Raw genomic sequence first — 24,023 nt, 5'->3', positions numbered from 1 at the left:
AGGAACCGTCATGACGACTCGCAGCATCACCGACCGCCTGGGCGGCCTGGCCTTCGGCGGGGACTACAACCCCGAGCAGTGGGACGAGCCGGTCTGGAAGGAGGACGACGAGCTGATGCGCAGGGCCAGGGTCAACCTGGCCACGGTGGGCGTCTTCTCGTGGGCCCTGCTGGAACCGGAGGAGGGACGCTACGACTTCGACTGGCTCGACGCCCACATCGAACGCCTGCACGCGAACGGCGTGGCCGTCGACCTCGCCACCCCCACCGCCTCCCCGCCGCCCTGGTTCACCCTGGCCCACTCGGACGCGCTGATGGTCCTGCCCGACGGCACCCAACTCGTCCACGGCAGCCGGGACACGTACTGCCTCACCGCGCCCGCGTACCGCAACGCCGCCCGCCGGATCGCGTCCGCGCTGGCCGAACGCTACGGCGACCACCCCGCCCTCGCGCTGTGGCACGTGCACAACGAGTACGCCACCCTGTGCTACTGCGACCACACGGCCGCCGCCTTCCGGGTGTGGCTGCGCGCCCGCCACGGCTCGCTCGACGCCCTCAACGAGGCCTGGGGAACGGCCTTCTGGAGTCAGCGCTACACCTCCTGGGAACAGGTGCTGCCGCCGCGTGCGACGAACTGGCACAAGAACCCCGGCCAGGAGCTGGACTTCCGCCGCTTCTGGGCCGACGAGGTCACCGCCGCCTACCGCGAGCAGCGTGACGCGATCCGCGCGCACAGCGACCGGCCGGTGACGACCAACCTGATGCTGCCCGCGTACCAGAACATCGACGTGTGGGCCCTCGCCCGGGAACTCGACGTGGTCACCATCGACCAGTACCCCAGCGCGCCCGGCCTGGCCGCCGCCGCCGACGTCGCCTTCCACGCGGATCGCGCCCGCTCCCTGGGTGGCGGCCGTCCCTGGCTGCTGATGGAGCAGGGCACCAATACCGTCTACGACGGCGGCCGGACCCTCGCCAAGGACCCCGGTGACATCCTGCGCCACTCCCTCGGCCACATCGCGCGCGGCTCGGAGGGCGCCCTCTTCTTCCAGTGGCGGCAGTCCCCGGCCGGCGCCGAGACCTGGCACTCGGCGATGGTGCCGCACGCCGGACCCGACAGCCGGATCTTCCGCGAGGTCATACAGACCGGGGAGGCCGTCGCCCGCCTCGCCGAGTTGGCGGGATCGACGGTCTCCGCGTCAGTGGCCGTCCTGCACGACCCGGACGCCTGGTGGGCACTCGGCGTGGACGGCCTGCCCTCCCCGGAGCTCGACTACCACGCGACACTCGGCCGCGCCCACCGCGCACTGTGGGACGCCGGCGTCACGGTCGACTTCGCCCACCCCGAACACGAGTTGGGCCGCTATCCGCTCGTCGTCGCACCGGCCCTGTTCCTCCTCTCCGACGCGGTGGCCGAGAAGCTGCGCCGATACGTCGCCGACGGCGGGACGCTCCTTGTCCAGCACGCGAGCGGCTACGTCGACGAGCGCCTGCACGCCCACCTCGGTGGCTACCCGGCCGCTCCCCTGCGCGAGGCACTGGGCATCCGCGTCGAGGAGTACCGGCCACTGCGGCGCAGCGAGCGGATCACCCTGTCGGACGGAACACAGGGCACTGCCTGGAGCGAGTCCCTGCGCACCGAGGGCGCCGAGACGCTCGCCACCTACACCCACGGGATGCTCACCGGCAGCCCGGCGCTGACCCGTCACCGCTTCAGCACCGGGCAGGGCTGGTACCTCTCCACCCACCTCGACGACGCCGACTACGGCGGCCTGGTCGCCCGGCTGCTCGACGAGGCCGGAGTGGGCCCCGAGATGCCGGGCCTGCCCCCGCAGGTCGAGGCCGTCACCCGACGCACCCCGGACGGCCGCAACTGGCGCTTCCTGATCAACCACAGCGCCGAACCCGTCTCGTTGCCCGAGCCCGCCCACGACCTGCTCACAGACGGCTCGGTGTCCGAACTGCCGCCCGGCGGTTGCGCGGTACTGCGCGGGCACTGACCTCGAAAGGGCCGACATGACCAAGGAACAGCCGACATGACCAAGAAACAAGGGCCTTTCCACTGGGGGCACGAGGCCCTTCACCTCGAAATCGTCCTCGATGACGACGGCAGCCCGCGCCTCACTCACCTCGGACTGCCCGACGAAGAGCGGAGGATCCCCGGTGCGTCCCTGCCCCTGGTGGAGGTGACGGCCGCGGGTCACGGCCGTGGCTGGTCGGGCAACCGCCTCGTGGGCACCGATCTCGGCGGGCGTCTGCGCCACCGGGCCCACCGCGCGACCCGCGACGGCGACTGGCACACGCTGACCGTGCACCTCCACGACCCCGAAACCGGGCTGGTCGCGGAGGTGACCTACCGCTCGCCTGACGGCGTCCCCGTGCTCCGCAGCGAGGTGACCCTGCGCAACGAAGGGCAGACCACGCTGCACCTGGAGTCGGTCAGCTCGCTCACGGTGGGCTGCCTCACCCCGCAGGACCCGGCGGCCATCGACACCGTGGACCTGCTGTGGGCGGAGAACGACTGGCTCGCCGAATGCCGCTGGCAGCGACAGCCGATGCGCCTGACCACACCGTCCCTCAGCGGACGCGTGAACTACGGGCACGGCAGAGGGGGCTTCGCCCTGAACGGACAGGGCACCTGGTCCAGTTGCGGACGCCTCCCCATGGGCGGCCTGACGGACCGGAGTACCGGCCGCACCTGGGTGTGGCAGATCGAGCACAACGGCGGGGGCTGGCGCTGGGAATGCGAAGAGCGGGACAGCGCGGCCTACGCGGCGCTGTTCGGCCCCACCGACACCCACCACGGCTGGCGGCACTCCCTTGAACCCGGCACCGTCTTCCGCACCGTACCCGCCGCCCTGTCCTTCAGCGACGACGGCGGCCCCGACGAGGCGTTCGCCGCACTGACCCGCTACCGCCGCGCCCAGCGCCGCCCGCACGCCGACCACCAGCGCCTGCCCGTCATCTTCAACGACTACATGAACTGCCTGATGGGCGACCCCACGACCGAGAAGCTGCTGCCGCACATCGACGCGGCAGCCGACGCGGGCGCGGAGTACTTCGTCATCGACGCCGGCTGGTACGACGGCGAGAACGGCGGCTGGTGGGACAGCGTCGGCGCCTGGGAGGCCGCCGCCTCCCGGTTCCCCGGGGCGCGCGGGATCCACGAGGTCCTTGACCGCATCCGGGAGCGCGGCATGGTCCCCGGCCTGTGGCTGGAGCCGGAGGTGATCGGCGTCCGCAGCCCCATGGCCAAGTCCCTGCCCGACGAGGCGTTCTTCCGCCGCGACGGCATCCGCGTCACGGAGGCCGGCCGGCACCACCTGGACCTGCGCCACCCGGCCGCCCGTGCCCACCTGGACCAGGTCGTGGACCGCCTGGTCGGCGCGTGGGGCGTCGGCTACCTCAAGCTCGACCACAACATCGACCCCGGCTCCGGCACCAGCGCCCACCCCGGCGAGACCCCGGGCGCCGGACTGCTCGGCCACAACCGCGCCCACCTCGACTGGCTCGACGGCGTCCTGGACCGCTACCCGCACCTGGTGCTGGAGAACTGCTCCTCCGGCGGCATGCGTTGGGACGACGCCCTGTTGTCCCGGATGCAGTTGCAGTCCACCAGCGATCAGCAGAACCTCCACCTCTACGCGCCCATCGCGGCCTCCGCGCCCACCGCCGTCACCCCCGAACAGGGTGCCGTCTGGGCGTACCCCCAGCCGGAGGACTCCCTCGACGAGGTGGCCTTCACGATGGCCAACGCGCTCCTCGGCCGGATCCATCTCTCCGGCCGCCTTCCCGAACTCGAGCCGGAGGCCCGCGCCCTGGTCCACGAGGCGATAGCCGCGTACAAGGCCATCCGCGCCGACCTGCCGGGGGCCGTACCGTCCTGGCCCCTGGGCCTTCCTGGCTGGGACGCCCCCTGGATCGCCCTGGCCCTGCGCACCCCGGCCACCACCTACCTCACCGCCTGGCGCCGCCCCGGAACCGACACCACAGCGACGCTGCACCTGCCCCACCTGCGGGGCACCGCTGTCCGTGTCGACCTGCTCTACCCCTGGGCCAGTCGGGCCGTTTCCGCCTGGACGCCCGACACGGCCGAGCTGAGCCTGACCCTGCCCACCGCGCCGTCCGCCGTCCTGCTCCGCATCACCGCCACGGACCCCGGCGCTCCCTGAACCACCCCACCCCACCCCACGCCCGCATCACGCATCACGCATCGACGAGAGGACCTATCGGGTGCCCCCTCTGCACCAGCCGGACGGACGCTTGACCAACCCCGTGATCCCCGGCTTCCACCCCGACCCCAGCGTCTGCCGCGTCGGCGACGACTACTACCTGGCCTGCTCCAGCTTCGAGTACTTCCCTGGGGTGCCCCTCTTCCACAGCCGTGACCTGGTGCACTGGACGCAGATCGGCAACGCCCTGGACCGGCCGGAGCAGCTGCGTCTGTCGGACGCCTGGTCCTCCGGCGGGATCTACGCCCCCACCCTGCGCCACCACGACGGCCGCTTCTGGTTGATCGTCACCAACTGCAGCGAGGGCGGCGGCAACCTGATCGTCACGGCCACCGACCCCGCCGGACCATGGTCGGACCCCATCTGGGCACCGGGTGTCCCCGGCATCGATCCCGACCTGGTCTGGGACGAGGACGGCACCTGCTGGTGCACGGTCGCCGGGGTCTCGCAGGTCCGTCTCGACCCGTCCACCGGGCAGACGTACGGAACACCACACAAGCTCTGGTCCAGCGGGCCCGGCGCCAAGGCCCCGGAGGCGCCGCACCTGTACCGGATCGGCGACTACTGGTATCTGCTCATCGCCGAAGGCGGCACCGAGCGCGGCCACGCTGTGTCGATCGCCCGCGGCCGTACGCCCGCCGGCCCGTTCGAGCCGTGCCCGGCCAACCCGATCCTCACCCACCGCGGCACCGACCACCCCGTCCAGAACACCGGGCACGCCGACCTGGTCCAGGGCCCCGACGGCTCCTGGTGGATGGTGTTCCTCGGCGTCCGACCGGGCGGCGGCACGCCGGGCTGGCACGTGCTCGGCCGGGAGACCTTCCTGGCCCCCGTGACCTGGGTGGACGACTGGCCGGTCGTCGGCGAGGTCACCCTGGACCTGCCCGAGCTCCCGTGGCCGCTCTCCCCCGGCCCTGTCGAGGAGAACCGGGACGACTTCGAGCTCGCCGAACTGCGGCCGGCCTGGATCTCCCTGCGCGACCGGCCCGCCGAACACGTCACCACCAAGGAGCGCCCGGGATGGCTGACGCTCCGCGCGCGGGGCGGCTCCCTGGACGAGCCCGACGCGGTGTTCACCGGCCGACGCCAGCGGCATCTGACGTGCCGGGCGCGCACCCTGGTCGATGCCGCGGAGGGAAGCGGTGGCCTCGCCGTGCGGATCGACGAGCGGCACCACTACGAAATCGAGGTGTCCGGCACGCGGGTGCAGGTGGTCGCGCGCGTCGGCTCCCTGCGCACGGTCGTGGCCGAACAGTCCGTGCCCGCCGGGCCGGTGGTCCTCGCCGTCACGATCACGGAACCGCCGTCTCCGCACGGGCCGTGCACGGGACCCGATGTCGTCTCCCTCGGCGTCGAGCAGCCCGACGGCACGCTCACCGAGCTCGCGACCCTAGACGGCCGCTACCTGTCGACCGAGGTCGCCGGCGGCTTCACCGGTCGGGTCATCGGCATGTACGCCGCGGCAGGCACCGTCCACTTCGACTGGTTCGACTACGAGCCCCTCGACGGCTGAACCAGGCCCCTCCCTCTGCATCCCTCTGCATCCCTCAGCCTCCCTCTACTCACCATGAGCCGACGGTGGCGCCTGCTCGCTGCCCGGCCACGGACCGGATCACCCGCACCACCGACCGAAAGGCATGACACATGAAGGACATACGGAGACCCGCGCACCATCGCAGCCGCGGATCCGGACGCCTGGCCGGCCTGCTGATGGCGCTGCTCGTCGTCCTGGGACTGTCCGGCAGCACCGCGCTCGCCGCGACCGACGGCACGGCACAGCAGGCAAGCGCCACGGTCAAGGTTCCGGCCGGTGCCAAGGACGCCGTCGCCGCGATGCAGCCCAGTTGGAACCTGGGCAACACCCTGGACGCGATTCCGGACGAGACGTCCTGGGGCAACCCCAAGGCCACCAGGGAGCTGTTCAAGACCATCCGGGCGCAGGGCTTCCACAGCGTCCGCCTCCCGGTGACCTGGAGCGCACACCAGTCCACCACCGCGCCCTACACCGTCGACGCCGCGTACCTGAGCCGTGTCAAGGAGGTGGTCGACTGGGCACAGGCCGAGAACCTCTACGTCGTGCTCAACGTCCACCACGACTCATGGCAGTGGGTCTCGAAGATCTCCACCGACCACGACAACGTGCTCGCCCGCTACGACGCCCTGTGGACCCAGATCTCCGCGACGTTCCGGGACGAGCCGCGCACCCTGCTCTTCGAGAGCATCAACGAACCGGGCTTCGACAACGCCACAGCGGCGCAGAAGACCCAGTTCATGAACGAGCTGAACACCTCGTTCCACAAGATCGTCCGCTCTTCGGGCGGCGCGAACAAGGGCCGCTTGCTCGTCCTGACCACACAAGGCGGCACCCCCTCACAGGACCTCATGGACGACCTGTACACGACGATCAGCGCGCTGCACGACAGCAACCTGGTCGCCACGGTGCACTACTACAGCTATTACCCGTTCAGCGTGAACATCGCGGGCGGCACCCGGTACGACGCCGCCGCCCAGAACGACCTGACCGACGCCTTCGCCCGCATGCACGACACCTTCATCGCCAGGGGCATCCCCGTCTACCTCGGCGAGTACGGCCTGTTGGCCTGGCCCGACCACAACCATCCCGACCGCGTCGAGCGAGGTGAGGCACTGAAGTACTTCGAGCAGCTCGGATACACGGCGCGCCAGGCCGGCGTCACCACCGCCCTGTGGGACCCCGGAACCTTCGCCTACCTGAACCGGGACACCCTGAAGTGGCAGGACCCCGCCCTGTTCGCCTGGATCAAGTCGAGCTGGACCACCCGCTCGGGAACCGCCTCCTTCGACAAGGTCTTCGTGGCGAAGTCGAGCCGGATCACGGCCCAGTCGCTCACACTGAACCTGAACGGCACCAAGTTCCAGGGTCTGTGGAACGGCGACACCAAGCTTGTCTCGGGCAAGGACTACACCGTCTTCAAGGATCGGCTCACCCTCACGGCGCAGGCGCTGACCCGGCTGACCGGCGAGCGGGACTACGGGGTCAACGCGACGCTCCAGGCCCGGTTCTCCCGCGGCCTGCCCTGGAAGATCGACGTGGTCACCTACGACACCCCGGTGCTCTCGAACGCCACGGGCACACCCGATTCGTTCACCCTTCCCACGAAGTACCAGGGCGACCTGCTGGCGACCATGGAGTCCACGTACGCCGACGGCAGCAACGCCGGCCAGACCAGCTGGACTCCGTACCAGGAGTTCAACGCGGCCTTCTCGCCGGACTACCCGAACGGCACGATCATCCTGACCCCCGATTTCCTGAAGGCACTGCGTGACGGCGAAGCGGCGACGCTGACCTTCCACTTCCACAGCGGCGCCAAGGTGAAGTACAAGGTCACGAAGTCCGGGGACTCCGTCACCGGTACGGCTGTCACCGAATCCTGACCGACCGACCCTCGCCCTGGTTGCCCACCTCCCGGGCAACCAGGGCATCGACGTCTCTGCGGCGCCGCGGCACACCCGTGCTCGTACGTGAGCCACTTCCGGTGAGAAATCGTTGGCAACCTTTGCGCTTCCTGTGGCCACTCAGTAGTGCACCATCGGCTCGATCTTGCGAACGGACGGGAAATGAACACATCGAGGCAGGCCGCGCGGCAGCGCAGACAAAGACGCAGGCTCATGCTGGGCGGCACATCGGCACTGATCGCCGCGGGCGTTCTCGTCTACCTGGTCATGGCGTTGGTCCCCGACCGCAACGTCGACGCAGGGCCTGCCGCAGCCACCCCCCTCGCCAGCACCCAGGTGAAAGCCACCGCCGCCGGCGGCGAGAGGGCCACCCCGGCCGCGACGGCGAGCCCGACCGGCTCGCCCAGCCCGACAGGCTCCCCCACCCCGACGGGTACCGCGACCACCAAGTCGGCGCGACCGTCACCCACTGACACCCCGGAGCCCAAGCAAAAGCCCGCTACAACAACTGCGCAGGCAGGACGGATTCAGCCGCACACCAGCTACCGGGGCGTCGCCACCGCCTACGAGGCCGCGGACGGAAACGGCGCCTGTCTGTTCGGCCCCAGCCCCGACCTCATGATCGCGGCCATGAACACCACCGACTACGAGACGTCCAGGGCGTGCGGCGCCTACGTGCTCGTACACGCGGCCAACGGCAAATCCATCACGGTACGCATCACCAACGAATGCCCCCTGCCCTGTGCACCCGGGCAACTCGACCTCAGCCAACAGGCGTTCGCCAAACTGGCCGACCTCAAGGTCGGCCGGATCCCCATCACCTGGAGCCTGGTGAGCCCCAGCATCTCCAACAAGATCTCCATCCGGTACAAGACCGGCTCCAGCCGCTACTGGTGCGGCATCCAGGCGATCGGCCACCGCAACCCGGTCGCCAGGCTTGAGGTCCGCACCACAGGCGGCTGGCGGCGACTGCCCCGCACCTCCTTCAACTACTTCATCTCCGCAGACGGCAGCGGGTGCGGCAGCGCGATCAGACTCACCGACATCTACGGCGAACGGTTGACCGTCAACGGACTCGCGGTGCGGCCGAACGTCGTGCAACCCACTCAGGTCCAGTTCGCCCGACACTGATCCCACCGCCCGCCCAAGGCCGACGTCGAAACCACATCTTCGCGGACTGCAACGCACTGAGGGCCGAGGTCGACCGCGCCTGAGAAGGGACGCGGACCGACCTCGGCCCTCATGTCACTGCTGTCGGGTCAGCCGCCGCTGACGGTCAGGTTGTTGGTGTTGAAGTTGAGACCGCCGGACGACGAAGTGATCTCATAGCCGAACTGCACATCGCCGATGACCTCGCTGCCGGGCATCCAGCCCTTGGTGTACGCGATCCAGTTGAGGACCGGCTTGACGTCCACGGTGCCGGAGTTGGAGTCGGACGTCCGCAGGAACGAGAACACCTGGTTCGACCCGTTGGTGCCCTTGTAGACGTTCCAGTTGTGGCCGCCGAGCGTGACATTGGCCTGGTAGGTGCCGATCGGGCCGACGGATCCGTTGTAGTTGACCCAGAGCATGATCTCGTACTGGTGGTGGTTGTCCCAGATGTCGTACGACGTGTTGTACGCGCCGGACGACGGGACGCTGACGTCGTAGTTGCTGGTGAGCCAGCCGAGGGAGTCGATCGACTTGTTGATCGACTTCGTTGAGTTGGCGTAGGACTTGATGCCGCCGGTGTTGGGATGGTTGGCCCAGACACCCCAGCCGGTCCCGGAGTTGGCCCACAAGCACTGACTGCCGGCGCCGGAGCCCCAGATGTTGTTGTAGAGCGTGTAGCCGTTCAGGTTCGTGCTGCCGTACTGGTCGCACGTGCTCCAGACGGCGGCGGAGGCAGGGGCGGAGGCGAGGCCGACGGTGGCTCCGAGAGCCATCGCCGGCGCCAGCACCGCCATGCTGACCTTGCGTATCGCGCTATTTACCATGGTGTCCCTTCCACGGGTGGGGGGAATTGTGGGGGTGTTACCACGCTCCTGACTGAGGACGTGGTCCTCTCCGGCGACGAAATCGATCGGCTGCGCGTCACCGGAAGAAGTCCTGGCTGCGGCACCGCCACGTGGGCGCGATCACTCGGGCGGAGCCGCGGACATACGGCGGAAGGCACTTCGGCGGGACTCGGACCAAAGGGCTTCAGCCCTTGATGGCTCCGGTGAGCATGCCCTTCTTGAAGTGCTGCTGGACGAAGGGGGAGGCGATCGCGACGGGGATCAGCGCGAGGACCATGACGGCCATCTGCAGCCCCAGCGAGGAGAGTTGGCCGGTGCGGACCGCCTGCTGGAGGCCGGTCGGCGCCTCGGTGTTCTTCTGCACAAGCTGGATGAGCACGTTCTGCAGCGGCATCATCTGCTGGTCGGTGAGGTAGATGGAGGCGTTGAACCAGGCACTCCAGTAGCCGACCGCGTAGAACAGCGAGATGACGGCCAGCACCGCGCGCGACAGCGGCATGATGATGGTCAGCAGAATGCGCAGGTCACTGGCCCCGTCGATGCGGGCGGACTCGGTGAGTTCGGGTGAGATCCCCATGAAGAAGGCCCGCAGGACGAGGATGTTGAAGACGCTGACCGCGCTCGGAAGGATCAGCGACAGATAGGTGTCGGTGAGGCCCAGCGACTGCACCAGAAGGTACGTCGGGATGAGCCCGGCCCCGAAGAACATGGTCCCCATCATGGTCATCAGGAAGACCCGATGGCCCAGACTCCCCGGCCGCGAGAGGCCGTAGGCCGCCAGCACCGACACCGTCATCGAGAACAACGTGCCGAAGAGCGTGACACCCACCGAGACCATGATCGCCCGGCTGACCTGGCCACCGCCGAGCAGTTCGGTGTAGTTGATGAAGGTGATGCCCTGAGGGATCACGACGAGGCCGCCGGCCTTGTCGATCACCGGTTTGGGAGAGAGGCTGGTGACGATCACGATCCACAGCGGACCGAGCACGCCCAGGCAGCAGAGCAGGAGGAGGCCGCTCTTGGCGGTGAGTCCTGCCTTGTTCGGCGGCTCCTCCCACACGGGGCGGGCGGGCGCCTTGAGGCTGCGGATCAGCTGCGTGTTGAGGCTCACTTCTTGTACACCCCCTGCTCGCCCAGCAGGTGCGCGAACTTGTTCGCGCCCAGGACGAGACCGACTCCGATGAGTCCCTTGGCCAGGCCGACCGCGGCCGCGTAGCTGAAGTCGCCGTTCTGGATACCCATGTTCCACACGTATGTGTCGAGGACCTCGCTGGCTCCCACGCCGACCGCGTCACGCTGGAGCAGGAACTGCTCGAATCCGACGCTGAGTGCGTCGCCCACCCTGAGCACCAGCAGCAGGGCGATCACCGGGCGCAGCGCGGGCAGCGTCACATGCCACATGCGTCGCCAGCGCCCCGCGCCGTCCATGGCGGCGGCCTCGTACAGGTCGGTGCTGACGGCGGCCAGCGCGGCGAGGAAGACGATGATCCCCCAGCCGGCGTCCTTCCACACGGCCTGTGCGGTGACCAGGTACTTGAACAGGCTCGCGTTGGTCATCAGGTCGAAGCCGTTCCACCCGTGGTCCTCAAGGGTCTGGGCGATGATGCCCGCGCCGCCGAAGATCTGCTGGAACACGGTGACCACGAGGACCCACGAGAAGAAGTGCGGCAGATACATGATCGCCTGCGCCACGGCCCGCACCCGGGGCCTGATCACGCTGTTGATGACCAGCGCGAGGACGATGGGGATCGGGAAGTACAGCACCAGTTGGAGCACGAACAGCACGATGGTGTTCTTCGCGGCACTCCAGAACAGCGGGTCGTCGATCACCCGCGAGAACTGATCCACGCCCACCCACGGGCTGTGGAAGATCGCCGTGATGCCGTTACTGGAGACGTACGGGTCGTAGTCCTGGAAGGCGACGACGTTGCCGAGCAGCGGGATGTAGTTGAAGATCAACAGCAGCACGATGACGGGCAGCGTCATCAAGATGAGGGCGCGGTCACGGCGCAGCCGGATCCGGAACGCAACCTTGCCGGCCTTGCTCGTCCTGCGCGGCGCCCGCACCTTCGTCCCCGCGGTGGCGACCGCGGCCGTCGGCTCCTCGACGGCCGCGGGGGGACGAGTCCCGTCGGGCCTTCTCCCGGCCGTGAGAGACATCAGTTGCCGCTGCCGTTCTTGTCGAGCAGTTCCTTGTACCAGTCGCGCAGCTTGTCGCCGCCGGAGGACCTCCAGGTGGAGATGGCGGCCTGCACGTCGGACAGCTTCTTGTTGCCTCGCACGTAGTCGATCTGCAGTTGCTCGTGCTGGCTGGCGAGGTTGGCGTAGCGGGTCGGCTCGATGATCTTCATGCCGTAGGTGGACGTCTTCTTCATGAAGGCGCCCATCCGCTGCTGCCACTCGGCCTGCTTGCGGGCGACATCGGGGAAGTCGGGGTGGGCGAAGTAGGGAGCCGGGGCCGCCAGCATCGTCCAGGCGTTGATCACCTCGGAGTTGCCCTGGTCGGTCTTGACCGGGACGCCGCCCTTGACCGTGTAGTGGGTTCCCTCGACGCCGTAGTCGACGAGCATCCGCTCCTTGGTGCCGTAGGGGGCTGCCGCGAAGTCGGCCGCGGCCAGCGCGTTCTGCACGGTCTCCTTCGAGGTGCCCTTGCGGATCATCGACCAGATGTTGGCGGGCGAGGACGCGTACAGCGTCGGGTTGCCGCCGTCGGCGCCGAAGATGTCCATGGCCTCGATCTGGAAGTCCGGGTTGGCCTTGGCCTGTTCGGCGGTCTTCACATACCAGGCGGAGGAGTCGCTGACCCAGGTCAGGATCTGTCCGGCGGTGAAGCGCTGGCCCGCGTCACCGGAGCGTGCCCTGTCATCGGGATGGACCACACCGGCGTCGAACAGCTTGCGGGTCCACTCCAGGGCTTCGAGGTACTCGGGCTGCTCGATGCCGTACCTCAGCTTGCCGTCGTCACAGATGTTCCAGCCGGCGAAGTTGCCGAAGATGCTCCCCGAGACCCAGGCCATGTCACCGCAGGCCCACACCTTGGCCTTGGCGCTGGTGGCGTCCTTGGCCCAGCTGAGGAACTCATCGGCCGACTTGGGTACGGAGTAGCCCTTCTTGTCGAAGATGTCCTTGCGGTAGTAGGGCATGACGAAGCTCGCGGGGGCGGCGGGCATCGGAATGCCACGCAGCGCGCCGCCGAAGATACCCATGCGCCAGGAGTCGGAGGGGATCGCTGCCAGGTTCGGGTACTTCTTGACCTTGTCGCCCTGCAGGTAGGGGCCGAGGTCCATGAACTTCGCGGTGACCGCGTTCCCGATCTTGCCGACCAGTTCCCAGTTGGGCACGACCACCATGTCGGGTATGGAGCTGGAGGCCAGGATGGCGCCGAGCTTCTGGCCGTAGGTGTTGCCGTCCTGGTTCTGCCAGGTGACCTTGGTGCCCGCCGCCGCGTCGAGTGCCTTGTAGTACGCACACCCGGGCTTGGGCGGGGTGCCCCAGAGGGGGGACATGATCTTGAGGGGGGCGCCGGTGCCGAGCTTGTCCGGGACCGAGGTGGCGAGGGCCGCGAGGGCGATCTTGCCGGTGTAGCCGGCCGACGAGCCGTTCTTTGACGGAATGTCCGGCTTGGCGACCGTGCTGGGGACGTATGTCGGGATCAGCTTGTCGGCGGCCTTGCCTGACGTGGCACCCTCTCGCTTCCCGCTGTCCGAACCGCCGCAGGCAGTGAGCAGTGGCATTCCCCCGGCCACCGCTGCGGTGGCGACCGCCGTGGAGGCGAGAAAGCTTCTCCGACTAGGTCCGGAGGAGGCGGCATTCAGCGTCATTGCGTCAACCCTTCAAGGCGCACCTGGACACCCGGCGGTGGGCCGTGTGTCACGAGTGGAACTGGCTGAACTGAAGCGGACATCCAATCACTGCGACGTGATTCGCAGTCGAAGCGCTTCGATGTTGCAGTGAGGTTAAGTGAACGCCTATGGACGCACAAGGGTCGCTACCAAGATTCATCCAAGGTGCAGGGGGGAGGCTTTCTGTATACCCCGCTTGATGTAACGGTCTTGATCTCTTGACACTCACCCCGGTGTTGATCAGCATCGAAGCGCTTCGAAAGCACTCACCGCTCCACATCAAGGGGATCCCACGTGTCCGCACGCACGCCGCACACTCCACCGCCTTTCCGCGATCAGCAACTGCCGTTCGCGAAACGCGTCGACGACCTGCTGTCGCGGCTCACGCTCGACGAAAAGATGGGATGGCTGCACCAGTTTGCGCCCGCCGTGGAGCGTCTGGGCATCGCCGCCTTCCGCACCGGACAGGAGGCGCTGCACGGGGTGGCCTGGATGGGTCCGGCGACCGTGTTCCCGCAGGCGGTGGGCCTGGGTGCGACCTGGAACACGGATCTCGTACGACGGGTCGGCGAGGCGGTGTCCAAGGAGGTCCGCGCGATGCGCGCCCGCGACGACCGCGTCGGCCTCAACGTCTGGGCCCCGACGGTGAACCTGCTGCGCCACCCGCTGTGGGGCCGGAACGAGGAGGGCTACTCGGAGGACCCGAAGCTGACCTCCGCCATCGCCACCGCCTACACCCGGGGCCTGCGCGGCGACCACCCGACGTACTGGCGCACCGCCCCCGTCCTCAAGCACTGGCTGGCCCACAACAACGAGACGGGCCGGGACGTCACCTCCTCCTCGGTCCGCCCGCGCGTGCTGCACGAGTACGACCTGCGCGCCTTCCGCGAGACGGTCGAGGCGGGCACGGTGGCCGGCGTGATGCCGGCCTACAACCTGGTCAACGGCCGCCCCAACCACGTCTCCCCGTACCTGCGCGAGCACCTGCGCACCTGGACCGACCAGGAACTGCTGGTCTGCTCGGACGCCGGCGCCCCCTCCAACCTGGTCGACTCCGAGCACTACTTCGACACCCACGAGGAGGCCACCGCGGCCGCGATCCTCGCCGGCGTCGACAGCTTCACCGACCACGGCACCGACAGCTCGAAAATAACCGCACGCATCCAAGGCGCCCTGAAACAGGGCCTGCTGACCGAGGCCGACATCGACGCGGCGGTCCGCCGCCAGCTCTCGGTCCGCTTCCGGCTCGGCGAGTTCGACCCGCAGCACGACCCGTACGCCACCACCGACGACTTCGACACCCCGGCCCACCGGGCCCTCGCCCAGGAGGCCGCCGAGCAGGCGATCGTCCTCCTCAAGAACAGCGATGACCTGCTGCCGCTCGCGCCCGGCACCCGTGTCGCCGTGGTCGGCCTGCTCGCCGACGAGTGCAAGCGCGACTGGTACAGCGGCACGCTCCTGCACCGCTCCACCCCGCTGGAGGGCCTGCGCGAGCGTTTCGGCGCCGAGCACGTGCAGTTCGCGGAGGGCGTGGACCGGATCCGGCTGAAGACATCGGCCGGAACCTTCCTGCACGTCCCCGAGGCGGACGCCGACGACGAGGTGCGCGGCGCCGAGGGCGCCCTCGACCCCGCCCTGCTCGCGGGCCGCACCGACCTGCCCCCGCTCACCACCGACGCGACCGGCACCGAACTCTCCCTCGTCGACTGGGGCGAGGGCGTGCTGACCCTGCGCGCCCCCGACGGCCGCTATCTCTCGGTCGCCGAGGACGGCCATGTCCGCGCCTCCGCCGACCAGCCCGGAGGCTGGGTCGTCCAGGAGACCTTCCGCCTCGAACCGCACGAGAACGGGCACATTCTTCGGCACATCGGTACGGGTCGCCCCCTCTCCACCGCCCCCGACGGCCTCAAGGTGTCCGACGGGAACGGAGAGATCTTCGAGGTCGTCGTCGTCGAACGCGGCGAGGACGCGGTGAACAGGGTCGCCTCGCAGGCGGACGTGGTCCTGGTGGTCGCGGGCAACGATCCGCACATCAACGGACGCGAGACCGAGGACCGTACGACCCTGGCCCTCCCCGCCCACCAGGAGCGCCTCCTGCACGCGGCACGCACGGCCAACCCGAACACGGTGCTGGCGCTGGTCTCCGCATACCCGTACACGGTGGACCCCTCAGACCTCCCCGCCGTCCTCTGGACAGCACACGGCGGCCAGGCCGCGGGAACCGCACTCGCCCGGATCCTGGCCGGCGACGTCTCCCCCGCCGGCCGCCTCCCGCAGACCTGGTACGCCGCCGACGAGGACCTGCCCGACCTCCTCGACTACGACGTCATCGGCAGCCGCCAGACGTACCTCTACTTCGAGGGCACGCCTCTCTTCCCGTTCGGCCACGGCCTGTCGTACGCGTCCTTCTTCTACGACGACCTCACGACTCGCGTCGAGGACGGGACACTGCACGTGTCCTTCACGGTCGGCAACACCGGTGACGTCACCGCGGACGAGGTCGTCCAGGTCTACACCCGGGCCATGGAGTCGTCGGTGCCACGGCCCCGCAGGGAACTGGCCGCGCACCAGCGCCTGACGCTCGCGCCCGGCGAGGTCACGGAGATCGCCTTCCGGGTGCCTGTGTCGGCGTTCGCGTTCTGGGACGTGGCTCAGGGACGTCAGCGGGTGGCACCGGGCCTCCACGAGATCCTCGTCGGAGCGTCCAGCGAGGACATCCGCCTGGCCCGGACCGTCGACCTCGACGGCGAACCGTCCGTCCCCCGGCCGGTCATGGTGGGCGGCCTGGACGCGGTGAACTTCGACGAACAGAGCGACACGGAGATCGTGGACCGCGCGAAGACGTCGGGTGACTCGGTCGCCCCTGTGGCCGGCCGGAGGGGCGAACTGGTACTCCGCGACTGTGACTTCGGAAAGGGGGCTGCCGGGATCACGGTGGAGGCCGCGGGTGAGGGCACGGTCGAACTCTCGCTGGGTGACGGTCCGGTACTGGCAGAGCTCACGCTGTCCCCGGGTACGGCCGGGCCCTACGACTACGCCACGGTGAGCGCCCCCGTTGCCGTGCCGGCCGGTGTGCACGACGTCCGCCTCGGGCTGCGTGGCACGGTGCGGCTCGCGCGCGTCGCCTTCTCCGTCTGAGGTCCGCATCGACCCCGTCCATGTGCACGGGAGTCCGGCACCGGAAGGCTTCGGTGCCGGACTCGGCCTCTTCTGGCCCGCGTTCTACTCGACCGCCGCGACAGACCCCGGTGCGGCGGCGAGGACGCGGACGTCCCAGGCACCGAGCCGCACGGGCGTACCGGCCGGGACCACGCTGCCGTCCAGGGCGTCGGTCAGGTCCACCGGGGCCTGGGCGGTGGCCGGCTGCCAGCTCCAGTTGTGGACGACATGGACGCGCCGGCCGTCGGGGGCGGTACCCGTGGCGACGGTGACCGAGTCCGGCAGGCCCTGCCAGCCGCTGCCCGGGGAGGGCGCGAGCCACGTGGCAAGCGCGCGGGCCAGATCACGGCCGGGCACGGTGCCCACACAGGTGACGCGGCCCGCGCCGTGGCGGCGGGTGGTGACGGCGGGCCAGCGCCCGAAGTGCGGGTGGTCGTACTCGGCCAGGACGTCGGCGTCCTCGACGGCCAGACCCTCCACCCAACGGGTGGCCACCGCGTCGGCAGGCAGCTGGAGCGGGCTGTCCGGCGCGGTGCGCAGCGGCAGGTCGGCGTGCAGGTTGCTGAACTCGTCGTACCGGACGCCCGCGGCCCGGACCAGTCGCGCCGGTGTCACCTCGTGGCGTGCCCGCGCCTCATGGTCGCCGTAGCCGGTGCGGGGACCGAGGACGAGATGGCCGCCCGCCTCCGCGTAGGCGCCGAGCCAGTCGAGCATCCCGTCGTCCGCCACGTACAGCGCGGGAGCGATGAGCACGGGGTGCAGCTCGGCCGCCGACTCCGGTGTCAGCCCCGGGCGTTCGCCGCGCGGGTCGTGCAACTGACGGGCGTGCAGGATCCGTACCTGGCGCCCCGCCTCGAACGCGCCCCGGTAGAACGGCTCGAAGATGCCCTCGTACGCACCCCCGTCCGGACCGCCGTCGGGGCCCGCGAGCGGCGGATACTTCTGCATCAGCCATCTGCTCGGCGCCGAGTACACCATCGCGATGTCCGCGTCCGGCGTGATCCCGGCGACCAGGTCCCCGGCCCGCTCGAACTCCGCCCCCAGACGGGCGAGTTCACCATAGGCGCGGCCCGGTCGTCCGCTGTGCGGGAGGATCCCGCCCCAGTACGTCTCGGCGCCGAAGTGCAGCGTGTGCCAGTGCCAGTACTCGATCATGCGGGCCCCGCGCGCGACCAGCGCCCACGCGGCCTGCCGCCACTGCCCGTCGAAGGCGGGCCGGTTGTCCGAAGTGCCGCCGATGGCCTGGGCGTTGGTCTCCGTGATCAGGAACGGCTCCTGGCGCGAGGAGTAGATCCGGTCGGCGCTCTGGTGCAGCGCCCACGCCCCGTACGCCATCCACTGCTGCGGCAGCTTCTCGCGCGGCGGCTCGGGCATCGTGAGGCTGTCCTGCATGTCGTAGTACGGATTGCCCGCGGTGATGTCCAGGCTGTCGGTGAGCTCGTCGTCCTCCAGGCCGGGAGACCCGTAGGCGAGGCACGTGGTGACGAACTGGCCGGGCCGCGCGTACTCGCGCACTATGCCCGCCTGCCAGGCGATGAACTCGGTGGTCTGCCGGGCCTGGAACGCCCGCCAGGCCAGGTCGTACTGCGGCTGCGCGTTGCCATCCGGCTTCCACAGGTCGGCCCAGGTGGACAGCCGGTGCGACCAGTACACCAGCCCCCACTCCCGGTTGAGGGTCTCCACGTCGCCGTAGCGCTGCCGCAGGTCGTCCACGAAGCGCTGGAAGACTCCGTGGTTGTGCGGCAGTCGCGGGCCCGGCTCGTTGTCGACCTGGAAACCGATGACCGCGGGATGGTCGGCGTAACGGGCCGCGATCGCGCGGATCACCCGCTCCGCGTGGAAACGGAAAGCCGGGTGCGTGAAGTCGACCTCCTGCCGGGCGCCCCACGCGGCGCGGCGCCCGGTGGCGTCCTCGGCGGCGATCTCCGGGTACTGCCGGGCCAGCCACGGCGGCACCGCGTAGGTGGGAGTGCCGAGGACGACGGAGATGCCGCGCTCGTGGGCTCCGTCCAGGACGGGTTGCAGCCAGTCGAGCTCGAACCGGCCGTTCTCCGGTTCCCACGTGGACCAGACCGACTCGCCGACGCGGATGACGGTGAACTTCGCCTCCGCCATGAGATCGAGGTCGGTCTTGAGCCGCTCGTACGGCTGGTACTCGTGGTAGTAGGCGGCGCCGAACAGGACGCGCGCGGGCAGATCAGTCATGCGAAGCCCTCAAGGAGACGGAAGGGTCCCGGCCGCCGGAATCCGGTCGTGGATCCCGGCGGCCGGGACGGGAGGTGGTGGGTGTCCGGAGGTCGAACCGGTCACGGACGTACCGGACTTGGTCACGTGATGGGTGAGGGCGGCGCCGCCCCCTCATCGATCGTCGAAGCGCTTCACCTGATCACGCAAGTTAATGAGGAATTTCTGGCGAAGCAAGGGGCAATAGACAATGGAACCCTCTTCCTCGCTGGGCATTGACATCACATCTTGGGTGGTGACAGCGTCGAAGCGCTTCACCTACTGATGTCCCTCCTGCTCGTTGAGGTGTCCCTCCCATGGGTTCCTCATGGGTCACCAACCCGCCCGCCCGACTTGCCTGGCCGCACCGGCGCGGCCCGGCGCTGGAGCTCTGAACACCCTGTCCGACACATCCGGTCCCGCCGTGCGCCCATTCCCCGAACTGCCCGCCGGGTTCCGCTTCGGAGCCGCGACCGCCGCCTACCAGATCGAGGGCGCCCACGATGAGGACGGCCGCGGCCCGTCCATCTGGGACACCTTCAGCCACACCCCTGGCCACACCCTCGGCGGCGCCACGGGTGACACCGCCTGCGACCACTACCACCGCTACCGCGAGGACATCGGCCTGCTGCGCGGGCTCGGCGTCGACGGCTACCGGTTCTCGATCGCCTGGCCCCGGCTGCTGCCCCAGGGCACCGGGCCGGTCAACGTCAAGGGCCTGGACTTCTACGACCGGCTGATCGACGATCTGCTGGCCGCCGGTGTCACCCCCGCCGTCACGCTCTACCACTGGGACCTGCCCCAGGCCCTGGAGGACCGCGGTGGCTGGCGCGTCAGAGAGACCGCCGAGGCGTTCGCGCAGTACGCGGCCCTCGCGGCCGAGCGCTACGGGGACCGGGTGGAGCGCTGGATCACCCTCAACGAGCCGTACTGCTCCGCCTTCGTCGGCTACGCCGAGGGGCGGCATGCACCCGGCGCCGAAGAGGGCCGCGGCGCGCTGGCCGCCGCCCACCACTTGCTGGTAAGCCACGGCCTCGCGGTACGTGCGCTGCGCGCCGCGGGTGCCCGCGAGATCGGAGTCACCCTCAACCTCGACCGCATCCACGCCGCCTCCGACCTCCCCGAGGACCGGGCCGCCCTGCGCCGGGCCGAGGTCCTCCACAACGAGGTCTGGGCCGAGCCGCTCCTCGCCGGACGCTACCCGGAGCACGAGGACGAGACCTGGGGCGGCCTCGCCGCCGGTGCCTGGCGGTTGCCCGGCGACCTGGAACTGATCGGCGGCCCGCTGGACTTCCTCGGCGTCAACTTCTACCGCCCCGTGACGGTCGCCGCCGCCCCTCACCGCGAGGCCGACCCCGAAGTGCGCACCGCCGTGGACATCGGTGTCACCGAGCTGGACCCGTACGGGACCCGGCACACCACCATGGGCTGGCCCGTCGTCCCGGAGGCGCTCACCGAGCTGCTCTGCGGACTCCGCGCTCGCTACCCGCACCTTCCGCCGGTCTGGATCACCGAGAACGGCTCAGCCGAGACCGACACCGTCGGTCCCGACGGCCGGGTCCACGACACCGAGCGGATCGACTACCTCAGAGACCACCTCGCCGCCGTCGCCGCCGCTGTCGCCGCCGGGGTGGACGTGCGTGGCTACTACGCCTGGTCGCTGCTGGACAACTTCGAGTGGGCGCGCGGCTATGACCAGCGCTTCGGCCTCGTCCACGTCGACTACGACACGCTGACCCGAACGCCCAAGGACAGCTACCACTGGTACCGGGGCCTGATCACCGCGCATCGCGCGCGGACGGAGGAAACCACCCCATGAAGTTCACCGACGGCTACTGGCTGATGCGTCCGGGCGTCACCGCGCGCTACGCCACCGAGGTCGCGGACGTCCGGGCCGACGAGCACCGGATGACCCTCTACGCGCCGGTGAAGCACGTCGACCGCCGCGCCGGCATCCTCAACAGCGCGCTGCTGACGGTCGAGTGCTGGTCGCCCGCCGAGGGCGTGATCGGGGTACGTGCCACCCACCACGCAGGTTCGGTACGCCGGGCGCCGGAGTTCGCGCTGCCCGGCGCGCAACCGGACGCGGGAAAGGTTCGCCGGGACGGCGCGGTGGTCGAGCTCAGTGCGGGTGAGCTGTCGCTGCGGGTGGACACCTCCCAGCCGTGGCACCTGGAGTTCACCGCCGGCGGGCGGAAGCTGACCTCCGTGGAGGAGCGCGGCACCGGCTTCGTCACCGACGCCACCGGCCGGCACTTCATGCTCGGGCAACTCTCCCTGGGCGTAGGAGAGTCGGTGTACGGACTGGGTGAGCGGTTCACCCCGTTCGTCAAGAACGGGCAGACCGTGGACATCTGGCAGGCCGACGGCGGCACCAGCAGCGAACAGGCCTACAAGAACATCCCCTTCCACCTGACCAACCGCGGCTACGGCGTCTTCGTCAACCACCCCGGCAAGGTCAGTTACGAGGTCGGCTCCGAGTCGGTCGGGCAGGTCCAGTTCAGCGTCGAGGACCAGTCACTGGAGTTCTTCGTCGTGTACGGCCCGACCCCGAAGGAGATCCTGGCGCGCTACACCGCGCTCACCGGCCGTCCCGCTCTGCCTCCGGCCTGGGCGCTCGGCCTGTGGCTGACCACCTCCTTCACCACCGACTACGACGAGGCCACCGTCAACCGCTTCGTCGACGGCATGGCCGAGCGCGGCATCCCGCTGAGCGTCTTCCACTTCGACTGCTTCTGGATGCGCGGCTACCAGTGGTGCGACTTCGACTGGGACTCCGAGACCTTCCCCGACCCCGAAGGCATGCTGGCGCGGCTCAAGGAGCGGGGCCTCAGGATCTCCGCCTGGATCAACCCGTACATCGCGCAGAAGTCCCCGCTGTTCGAGGAGGGCATGCGCGAGGGTCATCTCGTACGCCGCCCCGACGGCAGCGTATGGCAGTGGGACCTGTGGCAGGCAGGCATGGCCCTGGTGGACTTCACCAACCCGGCCGCGCGCGACTGGTACACCGGCAAACTGAAGACGCTGCTCGGCCAGGGCGTGGACTGCTTCAAGACCGACTTCGGCGAGCGCATCCCCACCGACGTCGTCTGGCACGACGGCTCCGACCCCGAGCGGATGCACAACTACTACACCCACCTGTTCAACCAGGCGGTCTTCGAGCTGCTGCGGGAAGAGCGTGGCGAGGGCGAGGCGCTGCTGTTCGCCCGCTCGGCCACGGCGGGCGGTCAGCAGTACCCGGTGCACTGGGGCGGCGACTGCGAGTCCCACTTCGGCGCCATGGCCGAGTCACTGCGCGGCGGACTCTCCCTCGGCCTGTCCGGCTTCGGTTTCTGGAGCCATGACATCGGCGGCTTCGAGGGCACCCCGACCCCGGCCGTGTTCAAGCGCTGGGTGCAGTTCGGGCTGCTCTCCTCGCACAGCCGCCTGCACGGCAGCAAGTCGTACCGCGTGCCGTGGGACTACGGCGAGGAGGCCGTCGACGTCACGCGCGAGTTCACCCTGCTCAAGCACCGCCTCGCCCCGTACCTCCAGCGCGCCGCGCAGCAGGCGCGCACCACCGGTGTCCCGGTGATGCGCGCCATGGTGCTGGAGTTCCCCGACGACCCGACCGCCGCCACCCTCGACCGGCAGTACATGCTCGGTGACGACCTGCTCGTCGCCCCGGTCTTCACCGACGACGGCACAGTCGAGTACTACGTGCCGGAAGGCACATGGACGAATGTGCTGACGGGTGCTCAGGTCACCGGTCCGCGCTGGGCCCGTGAGCAGCACGGCTTCCACACCCTGCCGCTGCTGGCCCGCCCGGACTCGGTCATCCCGATGGCCGCCGACGATCAGCACCCGGTCTCCGCATGGGCGGACGGCGTCGAATTGCGGGTGCACGCCTTCGCCGACGGCGCCGAGCACACCGTGGTGATCCCCCGCACCGACGGCCCCGGTGAGACGGCCCACTTCCACCTGCGCCGCCGGGGCGGTCGCCTGCACGTGACCACCGACAGCCCGCACCCGTGGCAGCTGCGGATCGGCGGCCCGAACGCAACCGTGTACACCTGGCCCGCCGGCACCTCGGAGGCCGGTCTGCCGTACCCGGCCTGAACCCGACAGTCAGGGCGGGGTCCCTGCGGGGCCCCGCCCTCGGCGCGGTTCCTCGCCGACGCCGTCGATGCTGGCCTCTACCAGCTCTGCCTAGACCTGCTGCTTGTCGTCGAGTGCGGGCCCCGCGGCTTCGGCCCCGCGCACCTCGCGTTCTGCCGCCGCATGCTCGCCGACGCCGTCGCCCGCCTGCGCACCGCTGCTCGGACGGCTCCGTAATGGCACTCACCGGTGCCGTGCCCAGCGAGCCCATGAACGGGCGCAGGGCGGCCAGCAGTACGACGGCCTGGCGAGGAAACGTCCAGACCGGCACGGCGTGCAGTCGGCTTTCGACGAGGCCTTCGACACCCTGCTCAGCACCGATGCCCGCCGCGCGCGGCTGGACGAGGCCATCGAGCAGCCGACCGTCGCCTCGCCGTTTGCGCAGGCCCGATAGCCGACGCATTCGCGCCGGTCAGGGCTATGCCAGGGCTGTACCGCCAGCAGATTAAGAATCTGCTGGCAGCCCCGACACCTACCGCCTGCGGTCACAGCGTGCGCGCCTCGGAAGAGCTCGCAGAGTGTGCCCCACATTTCCGCCCATGGGTCCCGGATTCGGGCCGCTGCGGAATTGAAGGGGATGATCTGACACAGAGCTGCCATACGCGAAAAGTGGCTTCTCCGACTGTCGTCCCAACACGGACGCTCCGTGGACATGTCCAGTCCTGCTGTGACCTGTTCAGCACTGGCGCTCGGGATGCGGGCGCAGGCAAATGAAAACCGGTCCGTCAGAAGCCGCCACGCCAAACCCATCGTTCGGCGACTGCGAACAGGGCGGCTGCCAGACCTCGCTCCATCGCCTGCAACTCAAAGCCCTCCCTGACCTGCACCTTTGTCACATCGGGCGCACTTATGGTGAGCAGCGCCACGAAAATTTATGAAGCTCATGGCTGGACGAGGATTGGGACATCCTCTGACCACTCCCCGCCTCGCCGAACCCCGGACCCATTGAGGCCCGGAGTCTCGTGCTGTCAGCAAGGCCGAGCGTTCGGATCCAATCGTCGT

General features: G+C 69.5%; 14 protein-coding genes. 8 read left to right on the top strand and 6 right to left on the bottom strand.

Translation table 11 applies throughout. The annotated features are described in order from the left end of the window. Positions 1–10: 10 nt before the first annotated feature. The 5 genes from OG975_RS46920 to OG975_RS46900 all read left to right on the top strand — a co-directional run bounded on the left by OG975_RS46920 (position 11) and on the right by OG975_RS46900 (position 8,794). Entirely contained in the window at positions 11–1,996 is a 1,986-nt protein-coding gene (locus OG975_RS46920; RefSeq protein ID WP_406335933.1) for a beta-galactosidase, read from the top strand. Positions 1,997–2,032: 36 nt separating this feature from the next. Then, positions 2,033–4,168, top strand: coding sequence for an alpha-galactosidase (locus OG975_RS46915; RefSeq protein WP_406335932.1), 2,136 nt, complete (start codon positions 2,033–2,035; stop codon positions 4,166–4,168). A gap of 91 nt (positions 4,169–4,259) precedes the next feature. Beyond that, positions 4,260–5,741 (top strand): glycoside hydrolase family 43 protein, encoded by a 1,482-nt coding sequence (locus tag OG975_RS46910; protein ID WP_406335931.1) that lies wholly within the window; start codon positions 4,260–4,262, stop codon positions 5,739–5,741. 131 nt (positions 5,742–5,872) lie between these two features. Then, the gene (locus tag OG975_RS46905) at positions 5,873–7,642 is read left to right on the top strand and encodes a cellulase family glycosylhydrolase (protein ID WP_406335930.1); all 1,770 of its coding nucleotides are present in this window, start codon (positions 5,873–5,875) and stop codon (positions 7,640–7,642) included. A 183-nt stretch (positions 7,643–7,825) separates the two neighbouring features. Next, complete coding sequence (locus OG975_RS46900) at positions 7,826–8,794, top strand: expansin EXLX1 family cellulose-binding protein (RefSeq protein WP_406335929.1); 969 nt, start codon at positions 7,826–7,828, stop codon at positions 8,792–8,794. Positions 8,795–8,922: 128 nt separating this feature from the next. Here OG975_RS46900 and OG975_RS46895 read toward each other — a convergent pair whose 3' ends face one another. From OG975_RS46895 to OG975_RS46880, 4 genes are all read right to left on the bottom strand, one after another. Further along, on the bottom strand, positions 8,923–9,639 hold the full coding sequence (locus tag OG975_RS46895; RefSeq protein WP_406335927.1) for a glycoside hydrolase family 12 protein: 717 nt from the start codon (positions 9,637–9,639) through the stop codon (positions 8,923–8,925). A 205-nt stretch (positions 9,640–9,844) separates the two neighbouring features. Beyond that, positions 9,845–10,771 carry a carbohydrate ABC transporter permease gene (locus tag OG975_RS46890; protein WP_406335926.1) on the bottom strand — a complete coding sequence of 309 codons (927 nt, stop codon included), beginning with the start codon at positions 10,769–10,771 and terminating at the stop codon, positions 9,845–9,847. After that, positions 10,768–11,820 (bottom strand): ABC transporter permease, encoded by a 1,053-nt coding sequence (locus OG975_RS46885; protein ID WP_406335925.1) that lies wholly within the window; start codon positions 11,818–11,820, stop codon positions 10,768–10,770. Before OG975_RS46885 ends, OG975_RS46890 begins: the two co-directional genes overlap by 4 nt. Further along, complete coding sequence (locus OG975_RS46880) at positions 11,820–13,481, bottom strand: extracellular solute-binding protein (protein WP_406335923.1); 1,662 nt, start codon at positions 13,479–13,481, stop codon at positions 11,820–11,822. Before OG975_RS46880 ends, OG975_RS46885 begins: the two co-directional genes overlap by 1 nt. Positions 13,482–13,796: 315 nt before the next feature. Here OG975_RS46880 and OG975_RS46875 point away from each other — a divergent pair, with 315 nt between their 5' ends. Beyond that, entirely contained in the window at positions 13,797–16,640 is a 2,844-nt protein-coding gene (locus tag OG975_RS46875) for a glycoside hydrolase family 3 C-terminal domain-containing protein (RefSeq protein ID WP_406335922.1), read from the top strand. A gap of 84 nt (positions 16,641–16,724) precedes the next feature. Here the strand turns inward: OG975_RS46875 and OG975_RS46870 are convergent, their stop codons facing one another. Both OG975_RS46870 and OG975_RS46865 read right to left on the bottom strand, forming a co-directional pair. After that, positions 16,725–18,866: a beta-galactosidase gene (locus OG975_RS46870; protein ID WP_406335921.1), complete on the bottom strand. Its 2,142-nt coding sequence runs from the start codon at positions 18,864–18,866 to the stop codon at positions 16,725–16,727. Positions 18,867–19,019: 153 nt separating this feature from the next. Beyond that, positions 19,020–19,163, bottom strand: a complete 144-nt coding sequence (locus OG975_RS46865) for a hypothetical protein (protein WP_406335920.1) — start codon at positions 19,161–19,163, stop codon at positions 19,020–19,022. Positions 19,164–19,308: 145 nt separating this feature from the next. Here OG975_RS46865 and OG975_RS46860 point away from each other — a divergent pair, with 145 nt between their 5' ends. Together OG975_RS46860 and yicI are read left to right on the top strand one after the other, a co-directional pair. Then, complete coding sequence (locus tag OG975_RS46860; RefSeq protein ID WP_406335918.1) at positions 19,309–20,703, top strand: GH1 family beta-glucosidase; 1,395 nt, start codon at positions 19,309–19,311, stop codon at positions 20,701–20,703. Then, entirely contained in the window at positions 20,700–22,982 is a 2,283-nt protein-coding gene (yicI, locus tag OG975_RS46855) for an alpha-xylosidase (RefSeq protein WP_406335917.1), read from the top strand. Before OG975_RS46860 ends, yicI begins: the two co-directional genes overlap by 4 nt. Positions 22,983–24,023: the final 1,041 nt, after the last annotated feature.

Source organism: Streptomyces sp. NBC_00203 (assembly GCF_045206325.1).
GTDB lineage: Bacteria > Actinomycetota > Actinomycetes > Streptomycetales > Streptomycetaceae > Streptomyces > Streptomyces lutosisoli.
This window is presented reverse-complemented; position numbering and strand designations above follow the sequence as displayed.

Bases quoted from the DNA above. Each gene is read 5' to 3' on its own strand.
- OG975_RS46880 (WP_406335923.1), bottom strand. From the start codon at position 13,481: ATGACGCTGAATGCCGCCTCCTCCGGACCTAGTCGGAGAAGCTTTCTC.
- OG975_RS46900 (WP_406335929.1), top strand. From the start codon at position 7,826: ATGAACACATCGAGGCAGGCCGCGCGGCAGCGCAGACAAAGACGCAGG.
- OG975_RS46915 (WP_406335932.1), top strand. From the start codon at position 2,033: ATGACCAAGAAACAAGGGCCTTTCCACTGGGGGCACGAGGCCCTTCAC.
- OG975_RS46895 (WP_406335927.1), bottom strand. From the start codon at position 9,639: ATGGTAAATAGCGCGATACGCAAGGTCAGCATGGCGGTGCTGGCGCCG.
- OG975_RS46920 (WP_406335933.1), top strand. From the start codon at position 11: ATGACGACTCGCAGCATCACCGACCGCCTGGGCGGCCTGGCCTTCGGC.
- OG975_RS46870 (WP_406335921.1), bottom strand. From the start codon at position 18,866: ATGACTGATCTGCCCGCGCGCGTCCTGTTCGGCGCCGCCTACTACCAC.
- OG975_RS46905 (WP_406335930.1), top strand. From the start codon at position 5,873: ATGAAGGACATACGGAGACCCGCGCACCATCGCAGCCGCGGATCCGGA.
- OG975_RS46885 (WP_406335925.1), bottom strand. From the start codon at position 11,820: ATGTCTCTCACGGCCGGGAGAAGGCCCGACGGGACTCGTCCCCCCGCG.
- yicI (WP_406335917.1), top strand. From the start codon at position 20,700: ATGAAGTTCACCGACGGCTACTGGCTGATGCGTCCGGGCGTCACCGCG.